At 40.3% G+C, this 17,756-nt stretch carries 17 protein-coding genes; 2 read left to right on the top strand and 15 right to left on the bottom strand.

Features of this window, described 5'->3' with window-relative positions:
- Positions 1-22 precede the first annotated feature (22 nt).
- The 13 genes from ACE38W_RS00285 to ACE38W_RS00225 all read right to left on the bottom strand — a co-directional run bounded on the left by ACE38W_RS00285 (position 23) and on the right by ACE38W_RS00225 (position 13,353).
- On the bottom strand, positions 23-1,204 hold the full coding sequence (locus ACE38W_RS00285) for a putative sugar nucleotidyl transferase (RefSeq protein WP_375828177.1): 1,182 nt from the start codon (positions 1,202-1,204) through the stop codon (positions 23-25).
- A gap of 69 nt (positions 1,205-1,273) precedes the next feature.
- Positions 1,274-1,525: a type B 50S ribosomal protein L31 gene (locus tag ACE38W_RS00280; protein ID WP_326994038.1), complete on the bottom strand. Its 252-nt coding sequence runs from the start codon at positions 1,523-1,525 to the stop codon at positions 1,274-1,276.
- Between the two features lie 72 nt (positions 1,526-1,597).
- Positions 1,598-2,089: a YajQ family cyclic di-GMP-binding protein gene (locus ACE38W_RS00275; RefSeq protein ID WP_375828176.1), complete on the bottom strand. Its 492-nt coding sequence runs from the start codon at positions 2,087-2,089 to the stop codon at positions 1,598-1,600.
- Between the two features lie 68 nt (positions 2,090-2,157).
- Entirely contained in the window at positions 2,158-2,889 is a 732-nt protein-coding gene (locus tag ACE38W_RS00270; protein ID WP_375828175.1) for a head GIN domain-containing protein, read from the bottom strand.
- Positions 2,890-2,937: 48 nt separating this feature from the next.
- Positions 2,938-4,008, bottom strand: coding sequence for a hypothetical protein (locus ACE38W_RS00265; protein WP_375828173.1), 1,071 nt, complete (start codon positions 4,006-4,008; stop codon positions 2,938-2,940).
- On the bottom strand, positions 3,992-4,549 hold the full coding sequence (locus ACE38W_RS00260; RefSeq protein ID WP_375828172.1) for a hypothetical protein: 558 nt from the start codon (positions 4,547-4,549) through the stop codon (positions 3,992-3,994). Before ACE38W_RS00260 ends, ACE38W_RS00265 begins: the two co-directional genes overlap by 17 nt.
- Positions 4,549-5,115: an RNA polymerase sigma factor gene (locus ACE38W_RS00255; RefSeq protein WP_375828171.1), complete on the bottom strand. Its 567-nt coding sequence runs from the start codon at positions 5,113-5,115 to the stop codon at positions 4,549-4,551. Before ACE38W_RS00255 ends, ACE38W_RS00260 begins: the two co-directional genes overlap by 1 nt.
- 323 nt (positions 5,116-5,438) lie before the next feature.
- Entirely contained in the window at positions 5,439-7,919 is a 2,481-nt protein-coding gene (locus ACE38W_RS00250) for a TonB-dependent receptor domain-containing protein (RefSeq protein ID WP_375828170.1), read from the bottom strand.
- A gap of 372 nt (positions 7,920-8,291) precedes the next feature.
- Positions 8,292-9,230, bottom strand: a complete 939-nt coding sequence (locus tag ACE38W_RS00245) for a DUF2167 domain-containing protein (protein ID WP_375828169.1) — start codon at positions 9,228-9,230, stop codon at positions 8,292-8,294.
- A gap of 291 nt (positions 9,231-9,521) precedes the next feature.
- Positions 9,522-11,018: an arylsulfatase gene (locus ACE38W_RS00240; protein WP_375828168.1), complete on the bottom strand. Its 1,497-nt coding sequence runs from the start codon at positions 11,016-11,018 to the stop codon at positions 9,522-9,524.
- A 57-nt stretch (positions 11,019-11,075) separates the two neighbouring features.
- Positions 11,076-11,501: a hemerythrin domain-containing protein gene (locus tag ACE38W_RS00235; RefSeq protein WP_375828167.1), complete on the bottom strand. Its 426-nt coding sequence runs from the start codon at positions 11,499-11,501 to the stop codon at positions 11,076-11,078.
- Positions 11,502-11,512: 11 nt separating this feature from the next.
- The gene (locus ACE38W_RS00230; RefSeq protein WP_375828166.1) at positions 11,513-12,814 is read right to left on the bottom strand and encodes a prolipoprotein diacylglyceryl transferase; all 1,302 of its coding nucleotides are present in this window, start codon (positions 12,812-12,814) and stop codon (positions 11,513-11,515) included.
- Positions 12,815-12,939: 125 nt separating this feature from the next.
- Positions 12,940-13,353, bottom strand: coding sequence for a BrxA/BrxB family bacilliredoxin (locus tag ACE38W_RS00225; protein ID WP_375828164.1), 414 nt, complete (start codon positions 13,351-13,353; stop codon positions 12,940-12,942).
- Between the two features lie 235 nt (positions 13,354-13,588).
- On the opposite strand from ACE38W_RS00225, the gene ACE38W_RS00220 reads away from it, so the two are divergent.
- Both ACE38W_RS00220 and ACE38W_RS00215 read left to right on the top strand, forming a co-directional pair.
- On the top strand, positions 13,589-14,029 hold the full coding sequence (locus tag ACE38W_RS00220; protein ID WP_375828163.1) for an Hsp20/alpha crystallin family protein: 441 nt from the start codon (positions 13,589-13,591) through the stop codon (positions 14,027-14,029).
- A 181-nt stretch (positions 14,030-14,210) separates the two neighbouring features.
- Positions 14,211-15,044, top strand: coding sequence for a hypothetical protein (locus tag ACE38W_RS00215; RefSeq protein ID WP_375828162.1), 834 nt, complete (start codon positions 14,211-14,213; stop codon positions 15,042-15,044).
- A gap of 366 nt (positions 15,045-15,410) precedes the next feature.
- On the opposite strand, the gene ACE38W_RS00210 is transcribed toward ACE38W_RS00215, so the two are convergent.
- Both ACE38W_RS00210 and ACE38W_RS00205 read right to left on the bottom strand, forming a co-directional pair.
- The gene (locus ACE38W_RS00210) at positions 15,411-16,811 is read right to left on the bottom strand and encodes an arginine decarboxylase (RefSeq protein ID WP_375828160.1); all 1,401 of its coding nucleotides are present in this window, start codon (positions 16,809-16,811) and stop codon (positions 15,411-15,413) included.
- Positions 16,812-17,067: 256 nt separating this feature from the next.
- Complete coding sequence (locus tag ACE38W_RS00205) at positions 17,068-17,691, bottom strand: WbqC family protein (RefSeq protein WP_375828158.1); 624 nt, start codon at positions 17,689-17,691, stop codon at positions 17,068-17,070.
- Between the last annotated feature and the right edge of the window lie 65 nt (positions 17,692-17,756).

Here is a 17,756-nt window from a genome sequence, read left to right as displayed (position 1 = left end):
AATATAATCGTGCAATTAATTTCTAAAGGATCTGCTTATCGGTTTGGTCATAAACAGCGTGCAATATCGCCTCATCAGCCGGATGTGGCGCCTGGTTCTTCATCTTCATCCAACTGACAATATCTCTCCAGGCCTCTTCTCTTCTATATCTCCCATTCCCTTCTGCCTGTCCCCAGGTAAAAGAAGTAAGGAATTTCGGTGGCATCAGCCCACCAAAAATATTACAAGATACACCAATGACAGTACCTGTATTGAAATTGGTACCAATTCCGCTACGGCTATAGTCACCCATCAATAAGCCACACTTGTTCCCTGCCGCTACTTCATTCGCCTGCGATTCCATCCAAATTCTTACCGGCGATGCATTGTTTTTCAGATTAGAACAATTAGTACCTGCTCCCAGGTTACACCATTCTCCGATCACAGCATCTCCGATATATCCTTCATGCCCTTTGTTGGAATAGCCGAACATGACTGTATTTTTGATTTCACCTCCACCAGTACAATAAGGCCCTAAAGTAGTAGCCCCATATACCTTACTACCCATTTTCAATACAGCCTTTTCACCCATGGCAAAAGGCCCGCGGATAAGGTTTCCCTCCATGACGATGGCATCTTTTCCTATATAAATAGGGCCAGTAGAGGCATTTAGTACACTACAAAGCACAGTAGCTCCTGGCTCTAAAAATATCGACTCCGGTTGTATCACCTGATTACCTTCAGGTATAGGCGCCGAAGTACGCCCTTTTGTTAATAAATCAAAGTCCTGTCTGATGGCCTTATCATTAAGCGCAAAAATATCCCAGGGGTGATGAATTCCCAATACCTGACCAGAATAATTTTTTCTGGCACTTGCTGGCAACAAATGAACATCTTTGCCAAGAACGACCTTAGCAATCAAACGGTTGTCGGCATATAACTCTTCTTCAGGAGAAAGGGCATTAATAGCAGCCACAAGGTGCTCATCTGGTAATATATTTCCGCTGATCAGTACATTAACGGAATCTTCCTGCCCAAGGTACAAGGGATATTTTGCTTGTAGATGCGGTACGGTGAAATAACTGACTCCTGAACCCAGCCAATGTTCCCATTTTTCCTGGATAGTAAGAATTCCTACTCTGCAGGCGGCAATGGGTCTCGTATGTGTAAAGGGGTATAACAAATCACGTACGGGCGTGTCAAATAGTATAAAATTACGCTCCATAGGGCCTAAAAATAGAAAATCCCATCGATTAACCGATGGGATTTTCTAAAAAAATATTTTGCTAGATTACTAAGCTTTCTTAGCGTAACGTTTGTTGAATTTATCAATACGTCCTGCGGTATCCACTAATACATTCTTACCAGTGTAGAAAGGGTGAGAAGTATTGGAAATTTCCAACTTAATCAACGGATACTCATTGCCATCTTCCCACTTTGCAGTTTCTTTGGAAGGAGCAGTAGAACGGCTTAAAAAGCTGTGTCCGTTTGACATATCTTTAAATATCACAAATCTGTAACTTTCTGGATGGATTCCCTGTTTCATATCAAAATTTTGTAAATACAGAGTGCAAAGGTAAGACTTTTTCTTAAACACTCAAAGAATATTCTAAAAAAATCAGGATTTCATATTTATGTACTGTAATGGAATATTCAGGTTCGCATTCCTGCATAGAGCGATAACATCCTGTAAATCATCGATCTTTTTACCTGTAACCCGAACAATATCATCCATAATAGCGGCCTGAACTTTCAATCCTGAATCTTTGATCAATTTCACGATCTTCTTGGCATCTTCCTGTTTTATTCCATTTCTAACAGGTATTACCTTTTTATAGACTTTACCACTCTGAAATGCTTCCTTGCTCTGATCATAAATATTGGCGTCAAGTCCCTGGCGCATGGTACGACTAACAAGTACATCTATTACCTGGCCGAGTTTCATATCACTTTCCACTTCAACCGTCAGCGACAGTTCCTTTTTATTCAACTCAATATCTACATGAGAGTCTTTGAAATCAAATCTATTCGTAATTTCCTTCTTTACAGTATTGATGGCGTTATCCAACGTCTGTAAATCAACTTTGCTGGCAATATCAAACGACGGCATAATTGACAAATTTTAGTATATAAGCTTCATTCTTCCAGCAGCAAATATAAAGAGATTTGTCATTATCATTATAAACGGCTTACGCTAGCGCCTCCTGAAGTAGAAACATTTGCTTTTCCAGCGCCGGAATATCTGATAGAACTACCACCGGATGCACCTGCATTTAAAGCTTTATCTGCATTTACCACTACATTGGATCCACCTGATGCTTCCACATTCACATTGTCAGAACTAAGTTTGTCAGCACGAATAATAGCCGCTCCAGAAGCACCTACATTCACCGCCGCTGCCGTACCTGCCAGATCCACTCTCGCTGCACCTGATGCCTTGATTTCCACTTTGCTCATCGCTACATCCAGTTTACACAATGTTGCACCGCTCAATTCAACACCCAGGTTGCTACCATTAATGGTTCCAGTACTGGTAACCTTGCTGGCACCACTTGCTGATACTGCCTTCAGGTCTTTAATAGTTACATAAACGGTAATTTTACTCTTAGGCTCAATACTAACACCGTTCTTTGACTTAATCTGTAATGTCTTACCAGATACCACTGTTTCAATATATGGCAACAGGTTGTCGTCCGCTTCTAATTTTACACTTTCCGCATTACCCTGGGTCAAAACTACATCGTATATGCCTGATGTGCTGATGCCTGAAAAACCACTAACATTTCGATCTTCTGATTTGGAAACACCACTCCCCTTCACTCTTTCATGAAATGTCTCACAAGAGGAATTTACAAAGGCCATGGCCATTACGGGTAAAGCTATCAAGCAAAATAATAATACTTTTTTCATGGGTCGTTGTTTTATTTTAAAGGATTTAGAATGGGCTCAAAAAATGGGTTAGTATGTAGAGAGATTAATGTCACAGTTCTTACCTGTAGCTTGCAGCAATGGCGACTGGCTATTTCCTCCGTTGGCAAAACCAACATAACTCATGGAGGTATTCTTACGGATAGATTCTACGTTCTTCAGCTCCATATCTCCAGTATTGAAATCTCCGTAAGTCATGGACGCTTCCAGTCTCAGCTGCTGCTTACGTGGGAAAATTAATTTCGCATCTCCATAACTTAAACTCAGCTTGCCTGATTTAAAACCTAGTGCTACCTTCTTAATGCTTATGTCACCATAAGACAGCAGTGCTTCGATCTGGTCCTTCAGCAACTGTACTGAAAAATCGGAGAAAGATCCATGCACTGTCAATGCACCTGTAGTACCAATTTTATAATTATCATATTTAGAGACAATCATCGTTTTTTCTGATGACCCTATTTCTAAATTGCTATAGTTGGAAGTAACCGTTATCCCACGAAGATTGTCGGCCTTCAGGTTGGAATAATTGCTGGAAAGCGTTACCATACCTGCGTTACCGATCTTTCCCTTGTTGCAATAGCTGGCAGACATTGAAAGATCTTCTGCATCTCTGATATCATAATTTCCATAACTTATAGAAATCTTGGTATCACAAGGAAACTTGTCGGCAATAATATCGCCGAAGCTGTTATCGGCCATTACTGCGCTTAATGATTGTGGTATATAAATATCATAGTCGATATTTACATAGTCTTTGGAAGAATTACCTCCCCATTGAAACCATCGTCCGGCCCTTGGAGAATACACACTTTTAAGACTTACAGCGGAGGGACTGTTATCCGCGTTAATCGTTACACTACTTACTACGTTTTCTGCTTCCGCAGTGGTTTTACCGAATCCGGTAATAGTAACGGTTGCCTTTACTTCGTTCTTGTTCCAAACGTGAAATACTATCTGGCCGTATTTATTGCTAATCTTAAATTGCGCACCATTGGACACTGTGAATGCTTTTACTTCTGTTCTTTTAAAAGATTCGCCGCGATTTGCAAATGCCAGGAGGGGAAAGAAAAGAAACAGAAGACAGTTAAATTTTCTCTTCATATCGTTTTTTTAAGTCACCTGGAGCTGCATGTCTTTCTTGCAGGTCTTCCAGGATTTTATCCAGGAGATCTAATTTCAGCTGATAATATCTGATAATGGCCGCGCGGATTCTTTCATTACCGGGGTTATTTTTCAGCTCTTTCTCAAGCATTTTATAGGTATCGTTTTTTAGCTCAAGCTCTTTTCTTGATGTGCTGTCAAGGCCCAGTTCATCTGCCGGATAAGATCTGATAGAATCAAGTCTGGCTTCAATTCTGGAAGAATAATATACCTGTGCTTCCTGCATCTCAGGAAACATAACTGCTACGTTATTAGATGCCTGCTGGCGGTGTTTGACAAACAGGAACAACACGCCTGCATTAATTAAGAGGACTGCTATCACGGCTGCTTTAAACCAGTTTTTAGACAACATCCTAACGACCCGGCCTTTTTCCTGTTGCCCCAACTCTTTCTCCATCGCCTCCCAAACTCTGGAAGATGGACCAGGCTGATCAAATGCTGCCCTGTTTTGTTGAATAAACCTTTCAAAATTATCAGACATTAATTCATGATGTTTTGCTGATTCACAATCTGTCTAACCTTTTCTTTTGCTCTCATATACTGCGTTTTGGCAGTAGATTCAGATATCCCCAGCATTTCTGCTATTTCTTTATGGGAATATTCTTCAAAAAGATAAAGGTTAAGCACCGTACGATAACCTGTAGGAAGTGTAGTGATGGCGGATTTAATCGCGCCTACCGTCCATGAAAACTGGGATTCATCAATTCCAGCTTCCTCTTTTACCTCTACATTATCTACATCTTCGAAGTAGACTTTCTTTTTGCGAAGGTAATTCAGACAATGATTTACTACAATCCTTTTAATCCAGGCGCTAATGCTGGCACCTCGTTCCAGCTTGCCGATACTGCGGTAAACCTGTATAAAAGCCTCCTGTAGTATGTCTTCCGCATCACTAACGTGATTGGTCATACGTACACAAATATTATACATGGCTGCAGAATACGCATCGTAGAGTTCGCGAAATGCGCGAACATCCCCTTTCTTACAGCGGTCTACTACATTCTCGGCTAATAACGTCTGATTCAAGTTGTTTTCTGATGCTTTCATTATAAAGACAATGATTGTATGAAAGGTTGCACGCGCTACGAAAAATATAGCAAAAAGAGGGTCTTGATCAGGGCTTCCTGAAGCGCGCAATTCACGTTGATATAATTGATTATCAGTTGTATAGATAGATATTCTGAATAAAATATCCCCCTAAGATTTTTTTTTCAAAAATACCATCTGTCTGTCTTCTCCTGTCAGAAATTCCACCAAATACCAGTTTTATGTGACGAAATGAAAAAAACGCGGCCCAATTTATGAACCGCGCTTTTCCATCCTTATATATACCTAAAAAACCATCTTTGGTCGCGGTAAGTACTTATTTATCAATTGCCTCCATTCTTTACTCTATCCTGTTCATCTGTCAAACCTGTCTGGCGGTTACGTGCAGCTTTAACATTTGAATTACCAAAACGATAAGTGAATGAAAGTCTCGCCTGTTGTGCATCCCAGTAACTTCTCAGGTTAGTATTCATACCAGCATTTTCAAATTCGCCTCTGGCATACATTGTTTTGAAGATATCGGTAACATTCAATTTCAAAGTTCCTTTTCCATTCATGATCTTCTGCTGTAATCCTAAATCCAGTGTCATCATAGATCTCATGTGGAATAACTCATTGTCAGTAATCTGTGGAGAGATATACATGAACACCACTTCAGCGGTTGTATTCTTGCTAATGGTAAATGTTTGCTGCGTACGACCGAAGTAGGTGGTCGCATCCAGTTTCACTTTGTTGTCATTTACATTTGCCTGAACAGCATTGTAGTTCAGAGACATGGTAGTGAAGCTGCTCCACCATTTTGTGATAGTAAATGGCATGGATACATTCAGATTCAGTTTATCTGATTTTGCTACGTTCATATATTTATAACGAACGATTGTAGTATCACCTGTTGCCGGATCTTTTTCTGCTTCCAGGATACGCATCAGATTATCCTTTGTATGGGAGTAACCTACAGACGTAATCAACCATTGCTTAAAGGTATGAGACACCTCAAAGTTGTTGGAATATTGTGGTCTCAGATAAGGGTTACCAGCAACCATGGTGTAGCGGTCCAGGTAGAATTCGAACGGATTTAAATCCTCATAGCTAGGGCGTTGAATTCTACGGCTGTAGGTTACACCGAATGTATTGTTCTTATCTGCTTTATAACTGATGGCAGCACTTGGGAACAGATTAAAATACGAGGTATCATTTTTCACCACTCCTTCCTGAGATTTTTTCATGGAAGATGATTCACCTGAAATGTTTGTCTGTTCTGCACGTAAGCCTAATTGTATCTGGAATGCTTTAATCTGTTTGTTGAAGTTTACATACGCAGCATTTACATTTTCTTTATAGATAAAATGATTAGAGCGCATAGTATCTGGCTGCCAGGTAGCATAGCGGAGCGAATCGAAACGCGCATCATTGTCGCTGGTAACGAAACTTACTTTTGCACCAAGCTCCAGTTTTCCTTGGTTTTTCAGCGGCTGCGAATAATCAATTTTACCAGTTTTAATAGTAATTGAAGACGGCTGCCAGTTACGGGATGTGTCGGAATTGAACACCTTTTGACCAGCTGCATCTGTTGTCAATGCAGTGATGTAAGAATTCTGTCTGTCAGTATTTTTAGCATAGTCCAGATCAATATTTAATTCCTTACCAGTTGAATCCAGAATACCACGGTAGTTGATATTGTACGCACCTCTTTTCCATTTATCGACATTGCCGGCATTCGTATTTAGGATGGAATCAACAAGTCCCTGGTAGCCAATTTTGGTTTTACCAATATTAGGTCTTTCCGCATCACGCATAGACAAGTCCACCATCACGCCAATTGTATTTTTCTTGTTGATGGAATAATCTGCACCAACTTTAGCACCATGATAATCACTACGCTGATGCATGAAACCTGTCTGGTCAAAAATCTGAGTTCCTTTATTATCCTTGATAGTACGATAAATATAGAGGTCAGACTGCTGTTCGCGGTGGCCATAGTTGTAAGAACCAAAAAGATTGAGCTTTTCAGAACGGTGGTTCAGGTTCAAACCTGCATTGTAACGGGGTCTTACACCCTGTGCAACGCCTAAAGTCACATTACCATTTGTTCCGAAGTTGGTGTTTTTCTTCAATTTCAGGTTGATGATACCAGCATTACCAGCAGCATCATATTTAGAAGATGGATTAGACATCAGTTCTATCTGGTCCAGGTTTGTTGCTGGCATACTTCTCAGTAATTCAGCAATATCAGCAGACGACATGCTCGTCTGTTTTCCATCAATCAGGATCAGGACGCCGCTTTTTCCTTTCATAGAAATGTTACCATCTTTATCTACAGTCAGGTTAGGCGATTTTTCCAGCGCTTCCAACGCTGTACCACCAGAGGTAGCAATGCTGCTTTCTACGTTAACTACCAATTTGTCAACTTTCTGCTCAATGAACGGCCTGCGTGCAGTTACATCAACTGCTTTCAGACTTTTGGTATTAGCAGTCAGGGTAATGGATGGCATTACTACAGGTGCATTCTTTACTTCAAAGCTGTTGCTATATACTCTGTTCATTCCTACAAAGGTGGCAGCGATGATATATTTTCCCTGCTTAACACTTTCGAATTCATATTTTCCTGAAATATCGGCAACGGCGCCTTTTACCAGGGATGAGTCTGTTGCTTTTAAGATTGTTACAGTCGCAAATTCTACAGGTTTGTTTTCGGCCTGAGTTACCTGGCCTGATACTTTTTGGGGGGTTGATTGAGCCTGAGAGCCTAAAGTAGCGCTTATCACACCTATCGTCATCATAAACGCTTTAATACTTGCTTTCATATAAGGGCGGTTTTTTTGGTTTTTTAGATTTTAGTACTTGGCTTCCTTTCAGAACCTTGGTTTATCCACTACAATAGTTTGTCTACTACAGTAGCTTAACAACTACAATGTAAAAGTAGGTATTATGCAATACATAGTTCTCAATTATACACAAACGGCAATTAGGTGGTGATGATCGGTAAAGTGATATCAAATCCACCTAAAGACGATTGAAAATCAGTGATGTTTCAATAATTGAAAGAAAAATGTGAGATTGTCGGAAATAGGAACATAAGGGCTAAAAAGATCAAAAAGGGTCATTCCAGTCATGGTATATATAATATAATAATAGGCAGAGGACTGCCCAACAGAAAAAAGCAGGTTTAGATTAGACTAGTTTAAACTTTCATCAATACGTATAACATTACGCGAGATGTGTTTTATTGGCTTACGTTCGCGATGAAGATATTGCATGGCATAAACAAATAGAATCAGCAAACCGAACACTACAATAAATAACCAACAGTTTAATAATACATCCATCAGGTTCATTACATCTAATTTGGAAGGGGTAGGCACAAAAGTCGCAAATTGGTTTGTATGTAGATTAAATACATTACGGGCAATATGCGGTGTAGTTTTTACGCTATTCACCAGCATAGGCACTTGCGATGTAATTTGTTGCACCTGCCGGCCATCACCAAAAATATTAAAGCAAAGCTGCCCCTTATGGGTCACGAACCTAACTTCATAATTCAGGATATCCTTGTCGATAGCATCTGACTTATACAACCATGGCCAATATAATATATGTCGCCTTGAGTCATAGTATGGACGTCCCGCCCACTCTACGCCAGACTGCGCAATAACAGAATAATCTTCAGACCGGCTAAGTTTACGATAGCGCTCTAATCTGCGATCACGCATTAACTTATCATAATTGATATTCAACAACTCACGTTCACTCTGATAACCTGATGACGCATAATATATCGTTACTCCCCATACACTGGCGTCCATAGGGTTCAATTTTTCAGGAAGTAATACCCCAATTAACCCTGGATGCACCTCATTATGCCATAATTCTGTTAACATAACATAACTGTCCTCCTGAGATAACAATCTGAATCCCTTAGGGATAGTCAGCTCCATTCCTTCTGGCAATTGCTGTTCACCGGTTAACCAGGTAAATGTAGACATAATAGAATCCGTCCTTCCAGGCAGTTCATACCTGTAGAAACTATCCTCCGGTAAATCAGAAGCGACTACGCTTGTAAAAGTGGCTACAATAAAAATGCATACAAAGCAAAACACCCGACAAAATCTTTCCATACAGCAATATTTGGCATATAAATAATGGATAACCTCTCCTTAGAGAAGCCGGACTAAACGTGGGGCTTTTATCGGAAAATGGTAAAATTTAAAATTAGAACTGCATACGATTGTTAGTATGAAGGTAGATAAATTCGATACAGAAAAAATAGCACTAAATATTCATTTATTACAATGGAGGGATTGCTATAAATCAAGCGTAGGCAAGCTTTCAGAGGGAAAGCCAAATAAAAAGGGGTTGATCGGAAACTTTCCTTATCAACCCCATAAATATACACAATAAATATAATATCACTTCGTCATCATTCTGGAATCGATGAACTCCCATTCCACAAGGTGACTATCCTGATGTTCCTTTTTAAGAATGTCTTCAAACTTTTGAGCTAATTCAGGATGCCCAGCTGCCAGATCCTTAGTTTCACTCCGGTCATTCTTTAGATTATAGATTTCCCACTGTGCATGCTTATTCTTCTTCATATTACTCTTGACGCCTTTCCAGTCGCCCATAATAATAGCCACCTGTCCACCTTTTTCTGGAAACTCAAAATAAAGGTAAGGATGCTGTTGCTGTTTGCCTGGTTTGCCAGTAAGCGTAGGCACAAGTGAAATACCATCATTTTTTGGCGCGGCAATACCGGCAAAATCAGCGAATGTAGCCATCATATCATATTGCACAGATACCATGTCGGTGGTGGTACTAGCAGGTATATGTCCACGCCAGTATGCTATAAATGGCTCCCTGATGCCGCCTTCATATAGGTCTTGCTTAGCACCTCTTAATCCGCCATTGCTATTGAAATATTCAACGTCTGCGCCGCCAGCAGAGAAAGTTGCACCATTATCGCTGGAGAACATAATGATAGTATTGTCTTCCAATCCTAGTTGTTTCACCATCTCCCATACTTTGCCCACCTGTGAATCCAGGTAGGTAATCATGGCTGCATAAGTGGCTCTTGGATATAAAGTAGAGGCATATCCTCTTTCTCCCCTGTAGGGCTTATCATCAAATTTATCTTTGTAGGCAGCAACAGCTGAATCAGGCGCCTGTAGAGAAACGTGTGGACCTGTAAAAGGTAAATAAAGGAAAAATGGTTCATGCTGATGAGCGCGGATAAAGGCTTCAGCCTTCTCACCCATTTTATCCATACTATAAGTTTTGCCGGTGAATTTGGCAAATGCAGCAGGATCTTTTTCATCCGGCTTCAATGGCTTGTGTACGTAGATATATGGATTGTCTAATGTGTCCCAGCGTTCATTTTCCCAGAGATGCGTTGGATAGAAATTATGGGCCTGTTTCTGGTCCATATAACCATAGAAATAATCAAATCCCTGGCGTACCGGACTGCCTGTATTTTGCGGCATGCCCAATCCCCATTTCCCAACTGCGCCGGTGGCATAACCGGCTTCCTTCATCATCCGGGGAATGGTCAATGTATTTTCTGGCAAAGGCATCTGACCACCTTCTGTACTGTCGGCAAAACCTCCCAGTTCATAGTTCCCTCTGATGTAGGAATGGCCACCATGGCGGCCTGTCATCAGCATACATCTGGCAGGAGCACATACAGGCGTGCTGGTATAATGCTGCGTAAAACGCATTCCCTCACGGGCCAGCTCATCGAGATGTGGTGTTTTGATTTTAGTTTGCCCATAACAACCTAATTCTCCATACCCCATATCATCTGCATAGATATAAATGATATTAGGTTTACGTGAACTATTCTTTTTGCCGGCCTGTGCAAAGCCCAGCATAGGCAACAGGATTACCAGTAAGGCTAACTTACTGTGCATGAGATTTATTTTCATTGTTCATCCGGTTAGGAAAAACAAGATAGAAAATACAAAGCATTATTCCAACCGCAGATTATCAAGAACTTGTGGTAGTTCTTGTTGCAGCAGTTCAAAGAAACTGCGTTCTTCTTTACGGATATGGGCTTCCAGACTATTGGCGAGGAGGTCCATGTCGTCATCGAGGTTATCACTGTCAGACAACATGGTGTATATTCTGGAGATGGCGCGATGTTCTGTCTGCAGTTCAGCGATAGCTTTATCCACAGCAGGATTGAGCCCAGAACATTTTTCAAAAAGGTGATCTTCTTTCTGAATATGCGGTACCATTACTTCCTGGAAAATACGCACCACATATTCAAATTTTGCTTGTGTTTCTAAGGGAAAACCTTCATATGGCGCCGCATCTTTTTTCAGATAGCGGCACACAAATAACAGGCGTTTGTGCTCATGTGACAATGGCACTAAAGAGGAATGTCTCTGCATAATTATATCTATCAGGAAGCCGCGGTTTCAGTGCTCTTATTCTTATTGCAATACCAGATCAATCCCAATCCACCTAGCACCATGAGTGCAGAAATAATTTCTGCCTGGGTAGGATGGAATCCAAAGATATTATACTTGGTATTTACCCTGATCTTCTCGATAAAAAAGCGTTCCACGCCATTCAGTACAAGATATATACCGAAGATAACACCGGGAACAGTCACTCGTTTACGAATAGCCCATAGCACCAGGAAGAGGCCTATGCAGGCAATAATTTCATATAACGGTGTTGGATAAACGGCAATTGGTAATACTTTACAATATTGACCATCACAATTGGCCATCTGTACACCTTCTTTAACAACGTTATGCGGATAACCATAACCAAAGAACCAGTCTGGCAAGAATCCGAGGGCAGCAGGTTTCTCAAACGCTGCATGCGGAATATTTTCAATGCTGCCATATTGAGGAACGAAGAATGCAGCATTTTTCTGCACTTCTTCAGCAAATTGAGCAGGGGCAACTTTCACTACTTTTCCTAAATTATCAGTAGCATAAGCAGAGTTATAGATACCCCAGTCGCCATCACCAGCAAAATGACATCCCATTCTTCCGATACCATAGGCGAGCATAAGGGCAGGTGCAGCGCTATCGATCAGGTGACGGATATTAATTTTTTTCTTTTTGGCGTAGTTGATAATAACGACAGCCGCAACGATAAGGCCACCGTAGAAAGTAAGACCGCTAAAGGAAATCAGGGCTCCTACCGGGTCAGCAATGAAGTCGTTCCAGTTTTCCAGGTTATGGAAAATTTTAGCACCGATTAATCCGGCAATAGCGGCCATCACAGTAAAGTCTGGCACACGCTGATGCGGCATAATGGTAACTACTTCTTCTTTATGCTGAGTATTTTTGAGTGTTTTCTGGCGTTTATAGATTTTGTATCCTGCAAATAAGATTGCCCCTAATATGGCGGCAGCCATACTTCCCTGCGACGACATCATGTATCCCTGGAAGTCTTGCATAGCATTATCCCAGTCCAGCATCAAGCCTACAATTTTCAATCCAAGGAGGAAGCCTACGATACCATTAACGATAATTTCAGCGTAGGAAACAGGTTGACCAATGAGTACTTTTTCTTGTACACCCTTCATCCAGCCTAATTTCTCACGGCGTTTCAACTCTTGGGTAAGCACATAGGCAGCAGCAAGAAAAGCGATGGCAACGAAAAATCCGAAAGTCTGAAACAGTTTAAAGAAAGGGATTTCCAGGCCTAACAGGTCTTTAAAAGCGTAATATAAATTAGGATACATAGCCGAAAAAAAATTGGTGATCTGAACTTTCCTATGAACAAAGCCGAATTAGTCAACAAGGAAAATCAAACCACCAAAATACGATGCAAATTTGAATTTAGAAATTCAAACTTCTTAAATAAAAGTTAGCAATATTGTTCGAAAGCGTCAATCAGGTTAGCAGCGATCATTTGAGCGGAGCGACCTTCGATCATATGACGTTCGATAAAGTGAACCAGCTGACCATCTTTAAACAGCGCGATAGCTGGAGAAGACGGAGGATAAGGCAGCAGATGCTCACGAACCGCCTGTACTGCTTCTAAATCAAAACCCGCAAAGCTAGTGGTGAGTCTGTCTGGTTTTTTTTCACTGTGAGCAACTGCCATCAGGGCGCCCGGACGAGCAGTACCTGCAGAACAGCCACAAACTGAATTGATAACTACCAGTGTTGTACCTTCTTTCTTCAATGTTTCATCTACCTGAGCTTTAGTGACCATTTCCTCAAAACCATTGTCGGTCAGTTCAGCCTTTCTTGGCAATACTAATTCCGCTGGATACATATAATTATGAATTTTTTAGTTAGAATTTCTTCAAAGTTAATCTAAACCAGCCAAACTATAAAAAAATGAAAACAGGAATGGACTTTTTGACATTTAATAAACAATCAATATGACACATTGGCATAATCTGTAACCATTTTACTAACAAAATAGCAGTTTTAGTCATATGGTATCCAGTTTGATCTGCAACAGGTGTAAAACAAAAAATAAAAACACCACAAAAAAGATAAAGACTATGACACACGTAACATTTGGACCAAGAACTTTCAACGGACTGGTAGAAAATATTTTAACTAATGGATGGAACAAAGTGGCAAAAGATGATTTTCTGACCAATGACTATTTTACTACTCATCCACCAGTAAACATTACAGAAAACAAGGAAGGATTTAGCATAGACGTAATTGCTCCAGGATTCAGCAAGGAAGACTTTAAAATCAATGCAGACGCAAAATCCCTGACCATCAGCGCAGAGAAAAAAGCAGAAGCCAAGGACGAAAACGAAAAACAGGTACGTCGCGAATTCTCCTTCAAATCATTTAAACGTTCTTTCACCATTGGTGACTCAATCGACACCAGTAAGATCGTTGCAAAATATGAAAACGGTATCCTGAAAGTAGCTTTACCTAAAAAAGAAAATACGCAGGAACAACCTAAAGCTATAGTAGTTGAATAAGGGTTAGTAGTAATTTCTTTGAGGGAATTACTGAATGACATGGGGGTTTAGAAAAACGGAAAGGTCGTCTCTACCAAATAGAGATGGCCTTTTTTGTTTGTCTTAGCTATGTGTAATTCACACGAAAGTTGAATCGATACTACTTTTTATTGCAATAATTTGCATACATAAGCTTGAAGTAATGGTAAAATTCTTCAGGGGAGCATGGCTATTCATTAAAAACATCTATCTCAACGCAGAACGTGCTGCCATAGGGCCTGCACTAAGCAAAACCGGTGATTTATACGAACAGGCCAAAATTAAGCTACTCTTCGACTATATCTTTTTTTATTGCTGTGCACTGATGCCTGTAGCATTGTTAGCCATGATTACGATGAATGAGGTAAATCTCATTCTCATACCCTTTATAGCGGTCATGCTACTTATCTGTTTGGTACTGCTTCGTAAAGGCGTGTCTGCAAAACTTGTAGGCGGACTTACATCCTATACTACGCTGTTAATGCCTATACTTTCTTCCTTTTTCAATAATCAGGATATCACTGCTAAATATGCCTGCATCTGGTTTATGAGTATACTGCTTTGCTATATAACCGTAAATCTGACTGCAGCCTTATCCGCAACAGCTTTTTTAGTAGCCTACCTATCACTGGTAGCATGGCTAAAATTGGAAGGCATTACGCTTTATGTTTCTCCTGGTTTTTCCAAAGCATTTCAATACATCTCTAATCCTTTCCTGGTAGGCGTATACGTGCTTTTCCTACTTCGTTCTCTGGGAACGTATTATAAGAGTATTATCGCTATAGAGAAGAAAAAAACACTGCAACAGCAACAACAACAGCTGTCTATCATCAACCAACAGCTAACCAAACAATTCCTCCTGGTGAAAGGATTTTCGCGCTCCGGACAATCTGCTTATGTAAATGGAGAGCTAGAGTTACTGGAAGCCTGCTTTTCTGAGATCGAAAAGCAATGTGGTATTGCAATAAATTACCTCAACGAAAGTACAGATCAATGATACTACACGGAAGTGTGAGGAATACCATAGCAAACACATCAATTCATAAACAATATGCTACTCAATCATTTATGAATAAAAATGCCAAAAAGTAGCTACAACGCAAAAGATCTAAAATTATTATCTTATTACAAAAAATACAACTTTATGGGATTCTTCAGGTAATAAAGGCGCACTACCTTTGTACTGTTCGAAAGAAATTATCCTATTGTCCTTATACTGAGAAATAATTCAATCTTACCTATGCCATGACAGAGCCTTTCATTCCCATGAAAGGCTTCTTTATTTCCGGAACTTTCATCATTAGCAGGCAAAAAAAAGCCTCCTGAAAAATCAGGAGGCTGTGTAGGATTACTAACCCATTTTTTAATAACCCAATATTTTTAACATGCTTTGAGCTGTTTGCTCTTTGGCATATAACCAATCTTTTAATTGTCCGTTCTTGTCATACCCAACAATTACGTGTTTAGGAGAAGGTATCAGACAGTGTTTGATACCACCATACCCGCTCAGCTGGTCCTGATAAGCACCGGTATGGAAGAAACCGATATACAGCGGCTCCTGCACACTTCCCTGCTTAGGAAGGAACACTGCGTTGATATGTTCTTCTGAAGTATAGAAGTCATAACCATCACAGGTGATACCACCCAAATGCACTTCCTGGTATTCCTGGTCCCACTTATTAATTGGTAGCATCAGGAACTTTTCACCAATACCCCATGTATCAGGCAACGTAGTAATGAAAGAACTATCAATCATGTACCATGTTTCACGATCATTCTGGATTTTCTCACCGATAACACTGTAAATAACAGCGCCGCTTTCTCCTACTGTGAAAGAACCAAATTCAGTGTAGATATTTGGTACCGGCACTTTATTCTTCTTACACATGCTTTTAATGTTGGCTACAATTTCATTTACGATGTAATTATAGTCATAATCAAAGCCCAGTGAGTGCTTGATAGGAAATCCGCCACCGATATTGATACTATCCAGTTCTGGACAGATTTTTTTCAGTTGGCAATAAAGGTTCATGGCTCTATTGAACTGGCTCCAGTAATAGATATCATCCTTAATACCCTTATTCATGAAGAAGTGCAGCATTTTCAGCTCAAACTTCTCATTTCCTTTCAGCTTATCTACATAAAATTCCAGAATATCTCTGGAGCGAATACCAAGTCGGGAAGTATAAAAGTCAAAGGTAGGCTCTTCTTCTGCGGCGATACGCAATCCGAGTTTTACCTTGTCTTTAGTACGAACGTTCTTCTTGTACTCTTCCAGCTCCTCTTTATTGTCAAGTACAGGAACAACATTCTTGAATCCTGAATTAATCAATTTAGAGATAGCTCTGGTATAAGGTTTGGTTTTGAATCCATTACAGATTACAAACGTTTCCTTATTGATCTTCTTTCGTTCATACAGCTTATTGATAATATCAATATCGTATGCCGAAGAGGTTTCGATATGAATACCATGTTTCAGCGTTTCTTCCATAATGAAAGAAAAGTGAGAACTTTTAGTACAGTAGCAGTAATAATACTGGCCATCGTACCGGTTCTTTTTAATGGCATCATTAAACATTTTCTTAGCCTTATTTATCTGCATCCCGATTTTGGGCAGATAAGTCAGCTTGAATGGTGTCCCATACTTGTCGATCAACGCTTTAATATCCAGGCCGTTGAATTGCAGGTAGTTGTCTTGTACATCAAATCCCTCCTGCGGAAACTCAAACGTCTGCTTCACGAGGTCTGTGTAGGTGCTATTCATTTAATGCTGAGAATGAATTTTAGGAATTAGTAATAAAATTTAAACTTCAGGATAAATGCTCCTTTTCCCCGCTGGAAAACTCCTGGTTTACACACCTACGTCAGTTCGAAACCCAGCAAAATTGGTTGCAAAGCTAAATATTTTGTCGATTGCTCCGATAAATTTTTTCTCCTGTTGGGGGCTATTTTCGCTCAGAGCAAACTGCAAATATACTAACTATTATAAATCAACTGATTAAGTTAAAATATTTAATATTTTATTTTGACTCTTTTATGATTTCCATCGCCTGTTTTCCCTCACAGAAAAGCAAGTCCAGGATGCTAACACCAGGTAGGAAACCAGTACGGTCTTCAAACACCTGGGTATAAACTGGCGAATCTTCCGGGAAAATCCCTGGCACCAACTTATCACGCATGTCATCTGCCCCAATCACCATCTTTTCATAACCATCGGTTAAAGTAATTGTTTGACTGACACCCAGTTTGTTATTCGCCCATTCCAGACAAGCCATATTCCAGTCCAGCAGGTAGTCGAAACGCTTTTCGTACAACGCCTCCAGCTCAGGTTCATAATATTCGAACCATGGAGAACGCCGGTAGGCAGACACTAAGGTTTTCCAGTGCAGCGACTGCCATTTTTCTTCATTGCTAATCTTTACGTCCTTCATCACCGTACGCTGGTTTTTCCCCTTTGTCAGGGGTACACTCAGGATCATACGGCCATTAGGCCCCGCGAGATAGCAGCGGTTCCGGTAACTCACCTTCTGGTAATTTTCATATTGCTCCAGCTTCAGGTTTTCATAACCTGTCAGCAGCTTATAAAAATTAATCGATGGAAAGTACTGAGACTCAATTAATAATGTTTGATTATTTGCATCCATTGACATCCTTGTCAAAAAAATTAAGGCCTCACGGCCATAGAGTGATATAAAGTTACCCGCTTCCG

The organism is Chitinophaga sp. Hz27, assembly GCF_042263525.1.
Lineage (GTDB): Bacteria > Bacteroidota > Bacteroidia > Chitinophagales > Chitinophagaceae > Chitinophaga.
The sequence above is the reverse complement of the archived record's forward strand: the minus strand, read 5'-3'. Positions and strand labels throughout refer to the sequence as shown.

Excerpts from the sequence above, each read along its gene's own strand:
- ACE38W_RS00270 (WP_375828175.1), bottom strand. The coding sequence starts at position 2,889 with ATGAAAAAAGTATTATTATTTTGCTTGATAGCTTTACCCGTAATGGCC.
- ACE38W_RS00280 (WP_326994038.1), bottom strand. The coding sequence starts at position 1,525 with ATGAAACAGGGAATCCATCCAGAAAGTTACAGATTTGTGATATTTAAA.
- ACE38W_RS00260 (WP_375828172.1), bottom strand. The coding sequence starts at position 4,549 with ATGTCTGATAATTTTGAAAGGTTTATTCAACAAAACAGGGCAGCATTT.
- ACE38W_RS00240 (WP_375828168.1), bottom strand. The coding sequence starts at position 11,018 with ATGCACAGTAAGTTAGCCTTACTGGTAATCCTGTTGCCTATGCTGGGC.
- ACE38W_RS00215 (WP_375828162.1), top strand. The coding sequence starts at position 14,211 with ATGGTAAAATTCTTCAGGGGAGCATGGCTATTCATTAAAAACATCTAT.
- ACE38W_RS00235 (WP_375828167.1), bottom strand. The coding sequence starts at position 11,501 with ATGCAGAGACATTCCTCTTTAGTGCCATTGTCACATGAGCACAAACGC.
- ACE38W_RS00265 (WP_375828173.1), bottom strand. The coding sequence starts at position 4,008 with ATGAAGAGAAAATTTAACTGTCTTCTGTTTCTTTTCTTTCCCCTCCTG.
- ACE38W_RS00210 (WP_375828160.1), bottom strand. The coding sequence starts at position 16,811 with ATGAATAGCACCTACACAGACCTCGTGAAGCAGACGTTTGAGTTTCCG.
- ACE38W_RS00275 (WP_375828176.1), bottom strand. The coding sequence starts at position 2,089 with ATGCCGTCGTTTGATATTGCCAGCAAAGTTGATTTACAGACGTTGGAT.
- ACE38W_RS00245 (WP_375828169.1), bottom strand. The coding sequence starts at position 9,230 with ATGGAAAGATTTTGTCGGGTGTTTTGCTTTGTATGCATTTTTATTGTA.
- ACE38W_RS00250 (WP_375828170.1), bottom strand. The coding sequence starts at position 7,919 with ATGAAAGCAAGTATTAAAGCGTTTATGATGACGATAGGTGTGATAAGC.
- ACE38W_RS00225 (WP_375828164.1), bottom strand. The coding sequence starts at position 13,353 with ATGTATCCAGCGGAATTAGTATTGCCAAGAAAGGCTGAACTGACCGAC.
- ACE38W_RS00230 (WP_375828166.1), bottom strand. The coding sequence starts at position 12,814 with ATGTATCCTAATTTATATTACGCTTTTAAAGACCTGTTAGGCCTGGAA.
- ACE38W_RS00255 (WP_375828171.1), bottom strand. The coding sequence starts at position 5,115 with ATGAAAGCATCAGAAAACAACTTGAATCAGACGTTATTAGCCGAGAAT.
- ACE38W_RS00205 (WP_375828158.1), bottom strand. The coding sequence starts at position 17,691 with ATGGATGCAAATAATCAAACATTATTAATTGAGTCTCAGTACTTTCCA.
- ACE38W_RS00220 (WP_375828163.1), top strand. The coding sequence starts at position 13,589 with ATGACACACGTAACATTTGGACCAAGAACTTTCAACGGACTGGTAGAA.
- ACE38W_RS00285 (WP_375828177.1), bottom strand. The coding sequence starts at position 1,204 with ATGGAGCGTAATTTTATACTATTTGACACGCCCGTACGTGATTTGTTA.